At 52.2% G+C, this 14140-nt stretch carries 10 protein-coding genes and 2 pseudogenes; 5 read left to right on the top strand and 7 right to left on the bottom strand.

Features of this window, described 5'->3' with window-relative positions:
• The first annotated feature begins 35 nt into the window (after window positions 1-35).
• Both BT116_RS01395 and BT116_RS01390 read left to right on the top strand, forming a co-directional pair.
• Complete coding sequence (locus tag BT116_RS01395) at window positions 36-1721, top strand: arylsulfatase (RefSeq protein ID WP_072339361.1); 1686 nt, start codon at window positions 36-38, stop codon at window positions 1719-1721.
• 125 nt (window positions 1722-1846) lie between these two features.
• Window positions 1847-4036 carry a tetratricopeptide repeat protein gene (locus BT116_RS01390; RefSeq protein ID WP_170845909.1) on the top strand — a complete coding sequence of 730 codons (2190 nt, stop codon included), beginning with the start codon at window positions 1847-1849 and terminating at the stop codon, window positions 4034-4036.
• 119 nt (window positions 4037-4155) lie between these two features.
• On the opposite strand, the pseudogene BT116_RS01385 reads toward BT116_RS01390, so the two are convergent.
• From BT116_RS01385 to BT116_RS01360, 6 genes and pseudogenes are all read right to left on the bottom strand, one after another.
• Window positions 4156-4326 (bottom strand): annotated as a pseudogene (locus BT116_RS01385) (transposase domain-containing protein); the annotation flags it as partial.
• Between the two features lie 35 nt (window positions 4327-4361).
• Window positions 4362-4736 carry a GTP-binding protein gene (locus BT116_RS31685; protein WP_371856151.1) on the bottom strand — a complete coding sequence of 125 codons (375 nt, stop codon included), beginning with the start codon at window positions 4734-4736 and terminating at the stop codon, window positions 4362-4364.
• The gene (locus BT116_RS01375; RefSeq protein ID WP_256572534.1) at window positions 4720-5382 is read right to left on the bottom strand and encodes a CobW family GTP-binding protein; all 663 of its coding nucleotides are present in this window, start codon (window positions 5380-5382) and stop codon (window positions 4720-4722) included. The genes BT116_RS31685 and BT116_RS01375 overlap by 17 nt, the downstream gene beginning before the upstream one ends.
• 14 nt (window positions 5383-5396) lie before the next feature.
• Window positions 5397-6971: an amidohydrolase gene (locus BT116_RS01370; RefSeq protein ID WP_072339352.1), complete on the bottom strand. Its 1575-nt coding sequence runs from the start codon at window positions 6969-6971 to the stop codon at window positions 5397-5399.
• Window positions 6972-6982: 11 nt separating this feature from the next.
• Complete coding sequence (locus BT116_RS01365; RefSeq protein ID WP_072339350.1) at window positions 6983-8161, bottom strand: MFS transporter; 1179 nt, start codon at window positions 8159-8161, stop codon at window positions 6983-6985.
• 40 nt (window positions 8162-8201) lie between these two features.
• Complete coding sequence (locus BT116_RS01360; RefSeq protein WP_072339348.1) at window positions 8202-9536, bottom strand: alginate export family protein; 1335 nt, start codon at window positions 9534-9536, stop codon at window positions 8202-8204.
• Between the two features lie 279 nt (window positions 9537-9815).
• Here BT116_RS01360 and BT116_RS01355 point away from each other — a divergent pair, with 279 nt between their 5' ends.
• The 3 genes from BT116_RS01355 to BT116_RS01345 all read left to right on the top strand — a co-directional run bounded on the left by BT116_RS01355 (window position 9816) and on the right by BT116_RS01345 (window position 13802).
• Window positions 9816-10493, top strand: a complete 678-nt coding sequence (locus BT116_RS01355; protein WP_072339346.1) for a TetR/AcrR family transcriptional regulator — start codon at window positions 9816-9818, stop codon at window positions 10491-10493.
• A gap of 430 nt (window positions 10494-10923) precedes the next feature.
• The gene (locus tag BT116_RS01350; protein WP_072339926.1) at window positions 10924-12408 is read left to right on the top strand and encodes an aldehyde dehydrogenase; all 1485 of its coding nucleotides are present in this window, start codon (window positions 10924-10926) and stop codon (window positions 12406-12408) included.
• A 20-nt stretch (window positions 12409-12428) separates the two neighbouring features.
• The gene (locus tag BT116_RS01345; protein WP_072339344.1) at window positions 12429-13802 is read left to right on the top strand and encodes an aspartate aminotransferase family protein; all 1374 of its coding nucleotides are present in this window, start codon (window positions 12429-12431) and stop codon (window positions 13800-13802) included.
• Window positions 13803-13840: 38 nt separating this feature from the next.
• Here the strand turns inward: BT116_RS01345 and BT116_RS31315 are convergent.
• Window positions 13841-14064, bottom strand: a pseudogene (locus tag BT116_RS31315) (LysR family transcriptional regulator); the annotation flags it as partial.
• Window positions 14065-14140 lie beyond the last annotated feature (76 nt).

The raw sequence follows: 14140 nt of genomic DNA, 5'->3' as shown, positions 1-14140 counted from the left end.
TAAACCATAAATACATTACGAATAGGATATATCCGATGCGTGCTCCCTTTTTTCGCTCCGCGCTGGCTGCGACAGTCGGTATAGCTGCTTCACTCAGCGTCTCGTGCGCGCTGGCCGCCTCCAGCGACCCTACCAAGCCAAATATTCTAGTTGTCGTTGCCGATGACATGGGCTACTCCGATCTTGGTAGTTTCGGAGGTGAGATAGAAACCCCGAACCTTGATTCCCTGGCAGCGTCCGGGGTGCAACTGACCAACTTCCAGGCTATGCCTGCCTGCTCTCCAACCCGTGCCGCGCTGCTGACAGGGGCGGACCCCCATCAGGTCGGTTTGGGCAATATGGCTGAAGAAACAGCACCTAACCAGGAAGGCAAAAAGGGTTACGAAGGGTATCTGAATGATCGGGCAGTCACGATCGCCTCCCTATTGCGCGATTCAGGCTATGACACGTACCTGGCAGGTAAATGGCATCTTGGAAGTACTGAGCAAACCACTCCGAACCAGCGCGGCTTTGAGCATTCCTTCAGTATGCTTAGCGGTGGTGCCAGTCACTTCCCGGACATGAAGCCTGCCTATGCACCTACGCCGGAAGCTAGGGCACCCTACGCGGAGGACGGCAAAATACTTAAAACATTGCCCGCGCAATTTACCTATTCCAGCCAGTACTACGCGGATAGGATGATCGACTATATAGCCGCAGATAAGGACAGTGGGCGTCCATTCTTCGGCATGATGGCCTTCACTGCGCCGCATTGGCCGTTGCAAGCGCCAGATGAGGCTGTGGCCAAATATCGAGGTCGCTACGACGCTGGTTATGATGCATTGCTCGAAGCCAGGCTGAGTAAGCAAAAAGCCTTGGGTCTGGTGCCGGCGGGTGCCGAACCGGCAGCCCGTTCCCCTAAAGGTCGGCCATGGAATAGCCTCACCGACGAAGAACGTAAGCGTGAAGCCCGTGCAATGGAAATCTATGCGGCGATGGTGGATCAAATGGACGTAAACACGGGGCGTGTCTTCGACTATCTGCGCAAAAATGGTCTGTACGACAATACGGTCGTTATCTTCATTTCTGATAACGGCGCGGAAGGCCACGACCTGGACGATACATGGCCAGGCGACAAATTTCCAAAGATCCGCAAGGTAATCGACGAGACTAACGACTTCAGTTTCGAACGCATGGGTAAGCCTGGTTCCTACACATTCCTTGGTCCTAACTGGGCTCGTGTGTCATCCCCGACCTTTAGCCTTTTTAAAGGTTTTCCGACCGAGGGAGGCACCCGTACTGCGGGTATCATCCGCATTCCGGGTATTGAATCGCACGGTAAAAAGCTCGACAAGCTGGTCAGCGTCAAAGATTTCGCGCCAACATTGTTAGAGCTGGCAGGTGTCAAACGTCCTGGAGTGCAGTACCAAGGCCGTGAAGTTGCACCGATGACGGGGACCTCGATCATACCGCTGCTCAAGGGGCAGAATGTGGCTGAGCGAACGGAGGCCGGTGAATTGTTCGGTAAGCGCTTCGTACGTAAAGGCGACTGGAAGCTGGTGCATATGCCCAAGCCATGGGGTAATGGTGAGTGGCAGTTGTTCAACCTTCATACGGATCTGGCTGAGGCGCACGATCTCAGCGCAAAAGAGCCAGCTAGAGTGGCAGAACTAAAAAAGACGTGGGACCAGTACGCGCAGCAAAATCAAGTGGTCCTGCCGGATCAGGTTAGCGGCTATTGATTTACGCCTAAGCGGAACCAGCGGCGGATCTTCGCGGCTTCTACTCGATAAGAGATTGATCAATGCCTTACCGGGCCGTTCTAAAATGCTTGTGCTTGTTGCAAATTTTGTTGTCGACGCCCGGTATGGCAGCTTCGTCTCCTCCCGCACAAGCCTTTTCGGATGGTTATGTCGCTCAAGAGAGTTGCTCCGGCTGTCATCAGGCCGAGGCAAATGCATGGGCAGGTTCCCATCACAGTTGGTCCCTGCGGGAAGCTCGTGAGGGTAACGTTTTAGGGGACTTTAATGACGTCATTTTCAATGATGGCAATGGCATTGAGCTTCGGTTTTACAGGCGTGGTGACCGCGTTTACGTTAATGCTGAGGACGAGCAGGGTAAACTCACCGACTTTGTGATCGCGTACACCTTTGGTTTCTATCCACTACAACAATACTTGATAGAGCGCCCTGGCGGGCGCTTGCAGAGTCTGACCGTAGCCTGGGATAGTCGTCCGCAGATGGCGGGCGGGCAGCGATGGTTTTCACTGTATCCTGGGCAACGGTTCAGCCCCAATGACGCACTGCACTGGACGGGTCGCTACCAGAATTGGAACGCCATGTGTGCAGACTGTCATTCTGGCAATTTGCGCAAAGGTTACGATGCTGCTGCGGATACCTACCAAACTACCTGGAGCGAAATGGCGGTGGGGTGCCAAAGCTGCCATGGTCCAGGTCAACGGCATATCGACTGGGCAACAAAGAGCGCCCAAGAAACTGAGCGTTCCGGTCCGGATGAGAAAGGGCTCGCCGTCGACTTCCATAACTCTCAGAAAGGTTACCTGGTTGAGCAATGCGCTCGCTGCCATAGCCGTCGCCAACCCCTTGGTAATGGAGGTCAGCCCGGCAAACCACTGCTTGATGCGATGCGCCCAGCGGTGCTTTCAGCAGGGCTCTATCATGCCGATGGGCAAATCCTCGATGAAGTCTTTGAGTATGGCTCATTCACTCAGAGCAAAATGTTTAACAAAGGCGTGACCTGCAGCAATTGCCATGAGCCCCACACAACGAAGCTGCGTGCTGAAGGCAACGACCTTTGCAAGGCATGCCACAATCCGGCAGGCAATCCACTATTTCCCAGTCTGATACCTAAAAATTACGATAATCCAGCACATCATCATCACGTGCCTGGCTCTCAAGGCGCGCAGTGCGTCAACTGCCATATGCCGACTCGTACTTATATGGGTGTAGATGAGCGACGCGACCACGCTTTGCGCATACCTCGCCCGGATTTGGATGCACAGACCGGATCGCCCGACGCTTGTACTGGCTGTCATAAAGGAGAAACCCCGGCCTGGGCGGCACAAGCGCTCGCAGGATGGAATTTCCGACCTCCCCTTGTTAAGCACTACGGCGAAGTCTTCGCTGCAGCTCGTCGCAACGATCCTGAGGTCCTCCCTCAATTAGCGAAGCTCATCACCGACACTACGCAGCCTGCCATCGTCCGGGCTACCGCGGTTGAGCTTGGCGCAAGTTACGGCTCGGCTTTAGATCGCAGTTTTATCGAAGCACTAAAAGACGACAGTCCAGAGGTTCGGCTGCAAGCAGCACGTAGTGTGGAGGCGCATTCACCCACACAGCGTTTGGAGTATCTGCTGCCATTGTTGCGTGATCCGATCCTGGCGGTCCGTGATCAGGCGGCTCGGGGGCTCGCCGACTATTACAATACTGGCTTGCAGCCGCCGTTACAGGACCTGCTTTCCTCTCAGCTCGCCGACCATGAGCAGCGCTTGGCGCGCGACGCTGATCTGCCTGTGACAAGAGTGAACTTGGCGATACTGCAGGAGCGTCTGCATCGACCTGAAGACGCAAAGCACAACTACCGCCAGGCTCTTGTACAGGACGCACGTTTCGTACCGGCCCGTACGGGTCTTGTGCGTCTGCTGGTCATTCAAGGTCAGACCGTTGAAGCTGAACAGTTACTTCGCGCAGGACTGGCGTCACAGCCTCAGCAGCAGGAGCTTATCTTAACGCTTGGGCTTTTGCTCGCACAGCAGGGTAATGCTCCAGAGGCAATAGAATGGTTGCAGCGTGCCGACACTCCACGAGCGCATTACAACCTTGGTCTGCTTTTGAGCCGGATGGGGCGTCAGAAGGAGGCGAAAATATCATTGTTAAGAGGATTGGAGCAGGATCCCGCTAATCAGGATCTGCGCTACACGCTAGCGTACCTGAGTGCGCAAAACAACGAGTTGGATGACGCGCTTAAATATTGCGAAGGTTCTAACGATATGAGATGTCAGCGGCTATCCGATGCGATAAAGGCCCGTGGACAATGAACGCTCAGTAGTTCTATGGCCCTGTAACGGGTGAGCACTTCAACTGCGGCCTTGACCGCCGCGTAAACGCTTTATCCCGGCAATGTGAGTAAGCGGCCAGTGAACACACCTTGCTCAGATCAGGCAGGTATCCATTGATGCGCCAACAGTTGCTCGATCTCACTGGCTCGCTGCGTTGGCAGCCGCGTGAGCACATCCTTGAGATAAGCAAACGGATCATGCTCATTGATGGGCGCCGACTGGATCAGGCTCATGATCGCCGCCGCCCGCTTGCCGTCCCTACCGCGACCATCAGTGCCGACTAGATCATCACTTCCAAACACGTTTATTTGGTCTCCAATACCATAGCGCTAAACTTCTCCCTCACGTCTCGTTCTGGCAGTCCATCTCCAATAATAATGAGCTGGGTAGACCGCAAGTTCCCGGGCCATGCCTCCAAGCTGGTTTCGGGAAAGAGATAATGCTCCACCCCTTGTACGATGATGGGCTTATCCGATTCCATTATGTTCAAAATCCCCTTCATTCTTAACAGCTTGTGGCTGTACGTCCGGGCCAGCCACCTTAGAAAAGAGATGGCGACGGCCCACTTGATCGGCTCGTCGGCACTTAAGCAGAAAGTATGCACCCCCTTGTGATTGTGCGTCGAAGTACTCACCGATAAAGATGGTTGGAAATGCGTAGGTCTAAGCCTTAGAAGCATCTCTTTTGCCAATGGCTGCTGTTGGTTTCTCAAGCAGTAACGAAAAAATATCCTGTTGAACGCGACCATTTGTAATGGGTTTATCTGGGTACAATTCGCGCAGCTTTTTAGTAATACCTACAAGGGTATCGGTACTCACCAGATCTGTTTTTGTCAGTACCAGGTGATCGGCGATACCTATTTGTCTGTCTCGCTCTACCCGAGGCCGATGCTCCAGCGCACCTATCTGGCAATCCACCGTGGTCACTACTGCCTGAAGTCTAAATCTTGAAACGAGGCCTTCATCACCAAGCAACAGCTTCACCAGTGGAACAGGATCTGCCAACCCCGTCGTTTCGACAATCACACGATTAAAGTTTGGTAACACTCCGCTTTCACGTCGGTTAAACAGTGACTTGAGGGTGTCCCCAAACTCAGATTTCATAGTACAGCACACACATCCGCTTTTAAGGAGTACGGCATCGTCGTCGAGCGTTCCGACCAGTAGGTGATCCAACCCAACCTCACCGATTTCGTTGATGATGACGGCGGTGCGCGCCATGCGTGTGTCGGCGAGAAGCTCGCGGAGCAATGTCGTTTTACCGCTGCCAAGGAAACCGGTCAGAAGTGTGACCGGTATACGGTCATGGGTGGTCAGGTTGGTCACCATATTCTCCTAATTCACGCCGATTCCAGTGAGTAGACTTCTTCCCCACAGATGAAAGTTTTGAGTACTTTCGTCTCCGCTATTTCGGCGGGAGAGGCCTCGAATATAGGCGTGTCCAACACAATGAATGTCGCCTCTTTACCAATCTCCAAAGAGCCCCGTTGATCTGATCGACCGACAGCAATGGCGCCATTTATGGTTAACATTTCCACTCCGAGTTCAAGAGAAACGCTTTCATCTCCATGCTCCAATACCCCTGCAAGCGCCGGGAATAACGTTGGAGTAGGAGGTAATAGCCAGTCCGTGCCGATCGTCATCAAAGCGCCGTTCTCGTACAGGGTGCGAAAATCGTAAGCCCTACCCAATGCTTCTTGATACTGCGGAATATGCCAGATCGCCGGAGACATTTCGGCCACAACGCCTAGATCTGCGAAGCGCTTGCGATCCCGCTCAGAAATATAGTGGGCATGAGCGATGTCGTGGTATTGGCCTGGGGCTCGAGGTACATGCGATGCGCGTTCGTAGTTATCGAGTCCAATTCGGGCAGAACCGTACCCAGTGCAATGGGACTTAACAATAAGACCCTCAGCAGTCCAGTCCGCAATCCGTTCGCTCAGTTCATCTGGATCTAATAAGAGGTTGTATGTGATCGGTTGGTCAGTCACCGGATCAAGCGGTACATGGCTGAAAACGGGTGCCATGGAGGTCCCATCAAGTAAAACCTTGATAGCGTTCACGTCAACCCTTGGGCTTGCATACATAGCGCGATTCGCAATCACTGCATCCTGGCCGGCCTTATTGCAGCCCGCAAGCATTTCCGAGCCCCATGGTATGTGACATGTCAGGTTCAGAGTGAGCTGTCCACGAGAATCCAAAGCTTTCGCTGCTTTCAAAAACGCTTCGTTTGCTGAAGCCTCCTGAACCGACGTGATTCCATGCTCATTACAAACCAACGCCGCCACTTTAAGAGCTTCTACGTTCTCTTCAAGAGAACTTTGAGGAGCGGCGCGGTGTACAACCCCCCAAGCTTGCTCACGGAGAATTCCGTTCAGTTCCCCGGTATCCTCATCACGGCCAATAACGCCACCGGGAATTGGAGGGGAATTTTTATGCAATCCGGCGGCGGCGAGAGCGGCGCTATTCGCCATCGCATTGTGGTAGGAAAAATCGTGTAGCACGATAGGTACACCGGGGAGGACATTATCCAGCCATTCCAACGTCAGGATTTCAGTGGTCAAGACTAATGGATTGTAAACGCTAGCCGTAATCCATTTACGATGTGAGTTTTTTGTCCAATAAGCCCGGAGCTGTGAGGCAAGCTCATCTAGGGTCTGTGGGTCGTCCAGTTGGCACTGAAACCCCAGTCTGCGTGCCGCCGCCCAGATCAAATGGCTATGGGCATCGTGCAGTCCAGGAATGATTGTCTTACCCTTGAGGTCGACATTTACAGTTTGAGCATTTGCTAGAGCATTGATCTCGGTCACGTCCCCGATAGCCAAGATTTTTCCATCATTTACCAGCATCGCCTCAGCCCTAGGCTGATTCTTATTAACCGTCCAGATTTTTGCGTTGTAGTAGAGAGTTGACATGGTTACTCCTTTCAGACTTTTGACGTAAGTTCAGTTGAGATGCGAGGCGGATGCGCTTTTATCAGGTAGACGATGATCCCGGCCACGGTCGAACAGGTCGCAGAGATCACGAACACTGGCGCGAGGCTGTCTCCTACTATGACGCTGGCGATTAGTGTCGGGGCCAGAGCAACCGCTAGGCATTGAGTGACGCCCATATACCTAACGTAGATATAGTTTGGATCGTTTGCGGCGATGTGCGCCATGTAATACGAAAGCGCAAGCATCCATCCTACGTTCATTACAAACAGCGAAGTCATCAGTCCGTTTGTAGTGACACTTGACGTAGCTAAAATTACGGTCGGGACGGCGATTAAAATACAGCCGATTAGAATGAAAGGCTTCCTGCCCCAAGTATTGCCAACTAAGGCGGCGAAACCGGCTCCAGGCAAACCTCCTAATAGACCAATACCAAATGCCCAGCCAATGTCCACCTCGGAAATCCCTTGAGCCATACCAATGTTACCAACGTATCCCCACAGGGAAAATATAGCCACCTCTAAAAGGAACATACCCAACATGGCAACGCCGCCATCAAATTGCGTACCTTGTCCTAATAATGTTGAAGACGAAACACTCTGTTGGAGGCGAAAAAGATACTGGCTTAAAAAAGCGCCAGCGACAGTGATCATGACAAACCATATCCCGATAGAGTAAATAGCAGTTTTTGCACTGTAGTACTCAACGATGACTGGGTACAAAATGGCGTACCCGCAGAAGACCAATGTTTGCAGTGCTAGCGTGATGCCATATGAACGCTCTTGACCTTTGATCAATCCTAGATAGTAGATAGCCAAGCTGAATGCCAGTCCCGCACCGCATCCCGCCATAAATCTTGAAGCCAGGACTACCTGGAAGTTAGCAAACTGGGCGGATACTGTGTTAAAAATGAGTGCAATTAATCCAGCGCAGATGAAAAGAATGGCAGGTTTAATACGCTTGGCTAGCGAGGCACAAACTACGGTGCCGAGCAGCATGCCATAGCTTTCCGCAGAAATAATCCAGCCCTGTTCGGAAAGATCTAGATTGCGTATCGCCGCAAGCGACCCAATGAACATCGGAAGAATACCAAGAACAATTATTGCAATGGTTGCAATCCATATGAGTAGCAGTCGATCACGGTTTACATTGGAGGCGTGATGGTTGTGCATGATGCACCTGTTTGGTTTTGGCGTTGGAGGGATGGTCTGATCAGTATTTATACGCAACCCAGAACTCAAGTGCGCTGAAGGTTTCATCACCCAATGCTTGCTTCGCACCGGACAACGGCTGCACCCAATTGAAAGAAACGAAAGAATAGATGGAAGGGGTGGGGGTCCATTCCAAGTACAGACCTGTCTCATTTGCAAAGTTTTTATTTGTCACTGGCGTGCCAAAGTAATTACTTTCCGCCAGCTCAAAGTGATGGTGTTGGGCACCAACCGAAAAAACTTCGTTGAGCTTCATTCTGCCGCGGAGAGTACTGACCTTTGCGTTACTGTTGTACAGCACATAGTTGCCGACAACTTCCCCAATCAACCATTGCCCCCAGTCAGTGTATCCCTTCGTGCTAGGGTCAAAGCTTCGCTTGGTGTTATCGCCCGGATCGTCATCGCCTGAAAAATACGCATAGCGATATCCAATCGAGGGCGCAGACGGCATGGAAAACGTATAGTCCAACGATCCGTACCAAGCTTTGGCGTCGTATTTGATTCCGTCTCCGCTGCCTTTCTCCAATGCATACTCTGCGTTGTAGACTAGGCCAGGAAGACTAGGAATACTGCCTTTGAGCGCGCGTAAGTTGTAAACGTTTTGACCATTTCGTTGTGACGAGAGGGCGGAAAGCTCCGACTCCATTGTGTCGACTTTGTAAGCCATTGCTCCTAGCACGACGTTTGGCAATTGCCAGTCAGCGTTTAGACCTTGGAGCCTAAAGTCACCCGCATGTCCGTCTGTGCGAAGAGAAAAAGCCTGAGCACTGACATGGCTACCTGTCCAGTTGAGAACGACAGAGTCCCGGTAGGCCGTTCTGGGCGCGCTGTAGTAGGCGCCGTCACCAAATGCATCCACATTCCCATCACCAATAAGGAACATGTTCCCTACAGCGAAGTTTTGGTTACCAACGGTCAGCTTCCAATCTCCGACTTGCACGCCACCATATAACTCCTCTAGGGCAGTGTTGTTGGCGCCGTTGCGGGTGTAGCCCCCTGGGTCAGCCCCACCTTGTGTGGTAGCTGCAACGATGGAACCTCCGGCCAATAGGGTGATGTCTGGGTTGACGCTATATTCCATTGTTACGCCTGGCTTTACCGAGAACTCTTGCCAGGAATGGTTTTGCCCGGTCGGTTTGCCTGACCGGATATCGAATGCGCCAGCACCAAAGTTGGCGTTTTTTGAAGAAACCGAGGCCGCCAGTGCGGATAGGGTGAAATCAGCCTTGAAATCGCCTTCTTGGATTTGGTAACCGGCAAAGGCGGTTCCAGAAAGCGTCAGGCCAACGCCATACGATAGACAAGTGAGGCCGTAGGTACGTGCGAACCTATGCATTTGTGGCTCCTGTGTATTTGATTTTTTTGTTCAACAGGGCAGTGAGGAAGCTCCGAGTTCGAGATCGTCCTGATCAGATGTAGCTCGGCGTAGCTGTTTGTCTTGGGAGGTGAACCTCCCGGAGCTATGAGGCCTGAATCGGCCTCTGCGAGGCTCACCCATCTCCGTAGCGGGGGCCGTGAATTGATTTTTGCCATCAAAAAATATTTTTGTAAAGAAAATAATTTGAATAAAAAATAAAACTACCCTAATCTACGATCATCTGGAGAGAGGACAGTCATGACGGGGTTGAGAGAGCGACAGAAGGCGCAACGTCGGCAGGTGATTGCCGACGCCGCGCTGGCCGTATTCAGTGAGGTCGGATTTTCAGCAGCGACGCTTGACCAGATCGCCATTCGGGCCGGCGTGTCCGCGCCTACCGTAGTGAACTACTTTGGGGGCAAGCAGGAGATTTTGCTTGAGCTTCTCAAAGCGCCGGATGCGGTAGCAATCCAGCGCCTAAGGCTTCGTGCCGAAAAAGCCAGTAGTTTGCTGAACGCGCTTTGCGAAATTGATACAGAGGTCGCTGTACTCCAGCTGGAAGCATTTCCACCTAAATTGTGGGCTGAAATTGCACCAGCCCTTTTAGCAGGAGAGCTGCAGTACATTTTCAACATTTGGAATGAAGTCTTGCTGTCTGAGGTCAAGCTGATTTTGCAATATTACCAGCGTTCAGGCCTGTTCAAACCAGAGGTGAGCATTGACGTGGCGCTGCGCATTATCAGTGATCTTAGCAATATGGCATTCGCCCGCCTTGTCACTCAACCTGAGCCTGACTTGGTGGGGCATGCCGTCCAGATGCGCGCTACGTTTGAGGCCATTTGTGCTGGACTGGAAGCGGTTGGCCACTCTGGTCTGACACTTTCCTCTAAAAAGAAAAGCACTGCTGCAGGTTCCAATTTAGAGGCTAAAAACTGATAACCGCTTTTTGAGGTTTAGGAGCCTCGGTTCGATCCAAGTTCTGCACTCGTTAATCGCCCTTGTAGAGCAGAAGCGATGATGACCATGATCTAGTGGAAGTCTCCACAGTGATCTGCGGCTCAGTAAGCATGGGACAAGGCCACAAGCCAGATGGACTTAGCACCCAGCAACGGCTGAACGCTTGTGACGACCTGTTCGCCAATCGGCTTGATGGAATGCGCTCGTATGAAAGGCTAGCTAGTCATTAGGCCATTAGGAAGAAGTATATCTAACACTGAAGTATTTAACATGCCCAGTTGCATCGCAGGCCGTCGAACTACAAGAGATGTACACAAGGAAGCTTTTATATAGCCTCGATCGATAAATTTACTAATTCCACCATTCTTGCTCAATGGTCACAATCAAACAAAACGACGAGGCTCCTGTTATGTCTTCAAAGGAATATTGGAAAACATTGGTCCATAGCCAAAAATTCGCCAGTCACGCATGGATTGGAGGGCAAGGCACAGTTTCGCCCAATACATTTGAAAGCATAAATCCTGCTACCGGACAGACGCTTGCTCACGTCATCAATTGTGGGGAGGTGGAAGTCAATCAAGCAGTCGAAGGCGCCCGAGCAGCATTCAACTCAGGTGTATGGTCTTCTTGCAGTCCGGTCGAACGGAAGCAGGTGCTGTTGCGATTGGCTGATCTGATAATTGAGCACAGAGAAGAGCTCGCGCTTCTCGAGTCAAGCTGCATGGGCAAACCCATTTCTGACGCTATGAACATCGATGTTCCAGGTTCGGCAAATGTTTTTCGCTGGTATGCGGAAAGCCTAGACAAGCTGTACGGCGAAACCGCACCTTCGGCGCCTAATGTATTGGCTACGATCACCCGCGAACCACTGGGCGTGATCGGTGCGGTAGTGCCATGGAATTTCCCGCTGGACATGGCGTCGTGGAAGATTGCGCCGGCATTGGCTGCTGGTAACTCTGTCGTATTAAAACCTGCAGAACAATCACCATTCTCCGCCATTCGACTGGCTGAATTGGCAACGGAAGCGGGCGTGCCCTCTGGTGTGTTCAACGTAGTTCCTGGTTTAGGAGAAACCACTGGACGGTTGGTTGGGCTACATAACGATATTGATTGCCTGGTTTTCACCGGCTCCACACAAGTGGGAAAAAAGTTCATGGCGTACTCGTCACAGTCCAACCTGAAGCAAGTATGGCTGGAGTGCGGTGGTAAGAGCGCCAATCTCGTCTTTGCTGATTGCGAAGATCTTGAGCTCGCCGCCGAGAAAGCTGCCTTTGGCATCTTCTTCAATCAAGGGGAAATCTGTTCTGCAAACTCTCGATTGTTGGTGGAGCGGAGTATCCACGATAAATTCGTCGCGCTGCTGAAAGCTAAGGCTGCCCTTTGGATGCCCGGTGACCCGCTGGACCCCACAAGCCCCGCTGGTGCAATTGTCGACGCAAAGCAAACAAGCAACATTCTCGAACACATCGAAATCGCGAAGGCCCAGGGTGCAACACTTGTTTGTGGAGGGCAAAGCGTTGAAATCAACAATTCCAGCAACTTCATTGAGCCGACTATTTTCACAGACGTGAATCCGTCTATGACCTTAGCCACCGAAGAGGTCTTTGGCCCTGTGCTCGCGGTCATACCGTTCGACACGGAAGATGAGGCAGTGGAGATTGCGAACTCGAGCGTTTATGGGCTGGCCGCCTCAGTTTGGACGGACAATCTGAACCGCGCCCACCGTGTAGCTAAAAAACTTCGTGCGGGGACCGTATCGGTAAACACCGTTGATGCGTTGGACGTGACGATACCTTTCGGTGGATTCAAACAGTCGGGCTTCGGGCGCGATCTATCTCTGCATTCTTTTGAGAAATATACCCAGTTGAAAACCACGTGGTTTCAATTGCGCTAAGCAGCGCCAGGAGAGATGAAATGACCAAACCGATACGCACTACAAGCGACTATCAGAAGCTCGATGCCGCACACCATATCCATGCCTTTCTAGACCAGAAGGTGCTAAACGATAAAGGCGCACTGGTAATCGAACGTGGAGATCGTTTGCATCTGTGGGACACTCAGGGAAAACGGTACCTTGACGGCATGTCTGGCCTGTGGTGTACGAACCTGGGTTACGGGCGTAAGGATCTCGCAGACGTTGCCCATCGTCAGCTTCAAGAGCTGCCATACTACAACCTGTTTTTCCAAACCACTCACCCTAGAGTGAATGAGCTGTCCGAGCTGCTCTTTAGTCTCCTGCCAAACCGCTACAGTCACGCGATTTATACAAACTCCGGCTCCGAGGCAAACGAGGTACTGATTCGCACAGTGCGCCGTTACTGGCAGATCCTGGACAAGCCCGAAAAAAGCATCATGATCGGACGCTGGAATGGATATCACGGCTCCACTCTGGGCAGCACAGCCCTAGGGGGCATGGGTTTCATGCACGAGATGGGTGGCATGCTCCCAGGCTTCGCTCATATTGGTGAACCCTACTGGTACGCCCAAGGCGGCGAACTCGACGAGCAGGCCTTTGGCCTGAAAGCAGCGGCTGAGCTTGAAACGAAGATCCTTGAACTCGGGGCAGAAAAGGTAGCGGCCTTCGTTGCTGAACCATTCCAAGGCGCAGGCGGCATGATTTTTCCTCCGGCGAGTTATTGGTCCGAGATCCAGCGGATCTGCCGCAAATATGATGTCCTTCTTTGCGCAGACGAAGTGATCGGTGGTTTTGGTCGTACTGGCGAATGGTTTGCTCACGAACATTTTGGCTTTGAACCGGACACCCTCTCTATCGCTAAGGGACTGACCAGCGGATACATCCCGATGGGGGGCCTGGTTCTGAGCAAAAAGATAGCGGAGGTGCTGGTCGAAAAAGGCGGTGTTTTCGCAAGTGGCCTGACTTATTCTGGCCATCCCGTGGCCGCTGCTGTTGCTATAGCGAACATCCTGGCTTTGCGCAATGAAGGGATTGTCACCCAAGTTAAAAACGACACGGGCCCGTACCTTCAGAAAATCTTGCGTGAGGCATTCAACAATCATCCGCTGATTGGCGACGTGCAAGGGGTGGGAATGGTTGCTGCTCTGCAATTTGCTGAAGAAAAATCATCTCGCAAACGGTTTGAAGCGGAGAACGATATCGCCTGGCACTGCCGGACTGTCGGTTTTGAAGAGGGTTTGATTATCCGCTCAACCTTGGGTCGGATGATCATGGCGCCTGCTTTGATCGCTAACCATTCTGAGCTTGATGAGTTAGTAGAGAAAACTCTCCGGGCAGTGAACCGCACGGGCCAGGAACTCAATCTGATCTAGCTATTGCCGAGCCTCAGCTTCCAAGGTTGAGGTTTGAGAGCCTTCCTGTAGAAAGGGGCTCCGCTCGGAGTCATGGACATACCCTGAGCATGATGCTGGATGAGCAACCGTACACCAAATCTCTCGCCGTAGAGATCGAGGGTTGGACTATATAGAGCTTGCGTGAGGCCTCTGCTACGCATCCACACTCAATTGCCGCAATGAAGTATTTGAGCTGTCGTAAGGTTTGTGCCGCCCCCGGCTTGCTAAGCGACGGCTCAATCAAGGTGAGTTCCACTGGCCCACGTATTCGGCACGGCTCGGAAGTCTAAATCTAAGCCGAGCAATGCCCGCTTGTG

The sequence above is a fragment of the Pseudomonas sp. NFACC16-2 genome (assembly GCF_900119205.1).
GTDB classification, from domain to species: domain Bacteria; phylum Pseudomonadota; class Gammaproteobacteria; order Pseudomonadales; family Pseudomonadaceae; genus Aquipseudomonas; species Aquipseudomonas fluorescens_Q.
Note: the sequence above shows the minus strand (reverse complement) of the source record. Positions and strands in the feature narration are given on the sequence as shown.

Bases quoted from the DNA above. Each gene is read 5' to 3' on its own strand.
- BT116_RS01395 (WP_072339361.1), top strand. From the start codon at position 36: ATGCGTGCTCCCTTTTTTCGCTCCGCGCTGGCTGCGACAGTCGGTATA.
- BT116_RS01390 (WP_170845909.1), top strand. From the start codon at position 1,847: ATGGCAGCTTCGTCTCCTCCCGCACAAGCCTTTTCGGATGGTTATGTC.
- BT116_RS31685 (WP_371856151.1), bottom strand. From the start codon at position 4,736: ATGCTTCTAAGGCTTAGACCTACGCATTTCCAACCATCTTTATCGGTG.
- BT116_RS01370 (WP_072339352.1), bottom strand. From the start codon at position 6,971: ATGTCAACTCTCTACTACAACGCAAAAATCTGGACGGTTAATAAGAAT.
- BT116_RS01365 (WP_072339350.1), bottom strand. From the start codon at position 8,161: ATGCACAACCATCACGCCTCCAATGTAAACCGTGATCGACTGCTACTC.
- BT116_RS01360 (WP_072339348.1), bottom strand. From the start codon at position 9,536: ATGCATAGGTTCGCACGTACCTACGGCCTCACTTGTCTATCGTATGGC.
- BT116_RS01355 (WP_072339346.1), top strand. From the start codon at position 9,816: ATGACGGGGTTGAGAGAGCGACAGAAGGCGCAACGTCGGCAGGTGATT.
- BT116_RS01350 (WP_072339926.1), top strand. From the start codon at position 10,924: ATGTCTTCAAAGGAATATTGGAAAACATTGGTCCATAGCCAAAAATTC.
- BT116_RS01345 (WP_072339344.1), top strand. From the start codon at position 12,429: ATGACCAAACCGATACGCACTACAAGCGACTATCAGAAGCTCGATGCC.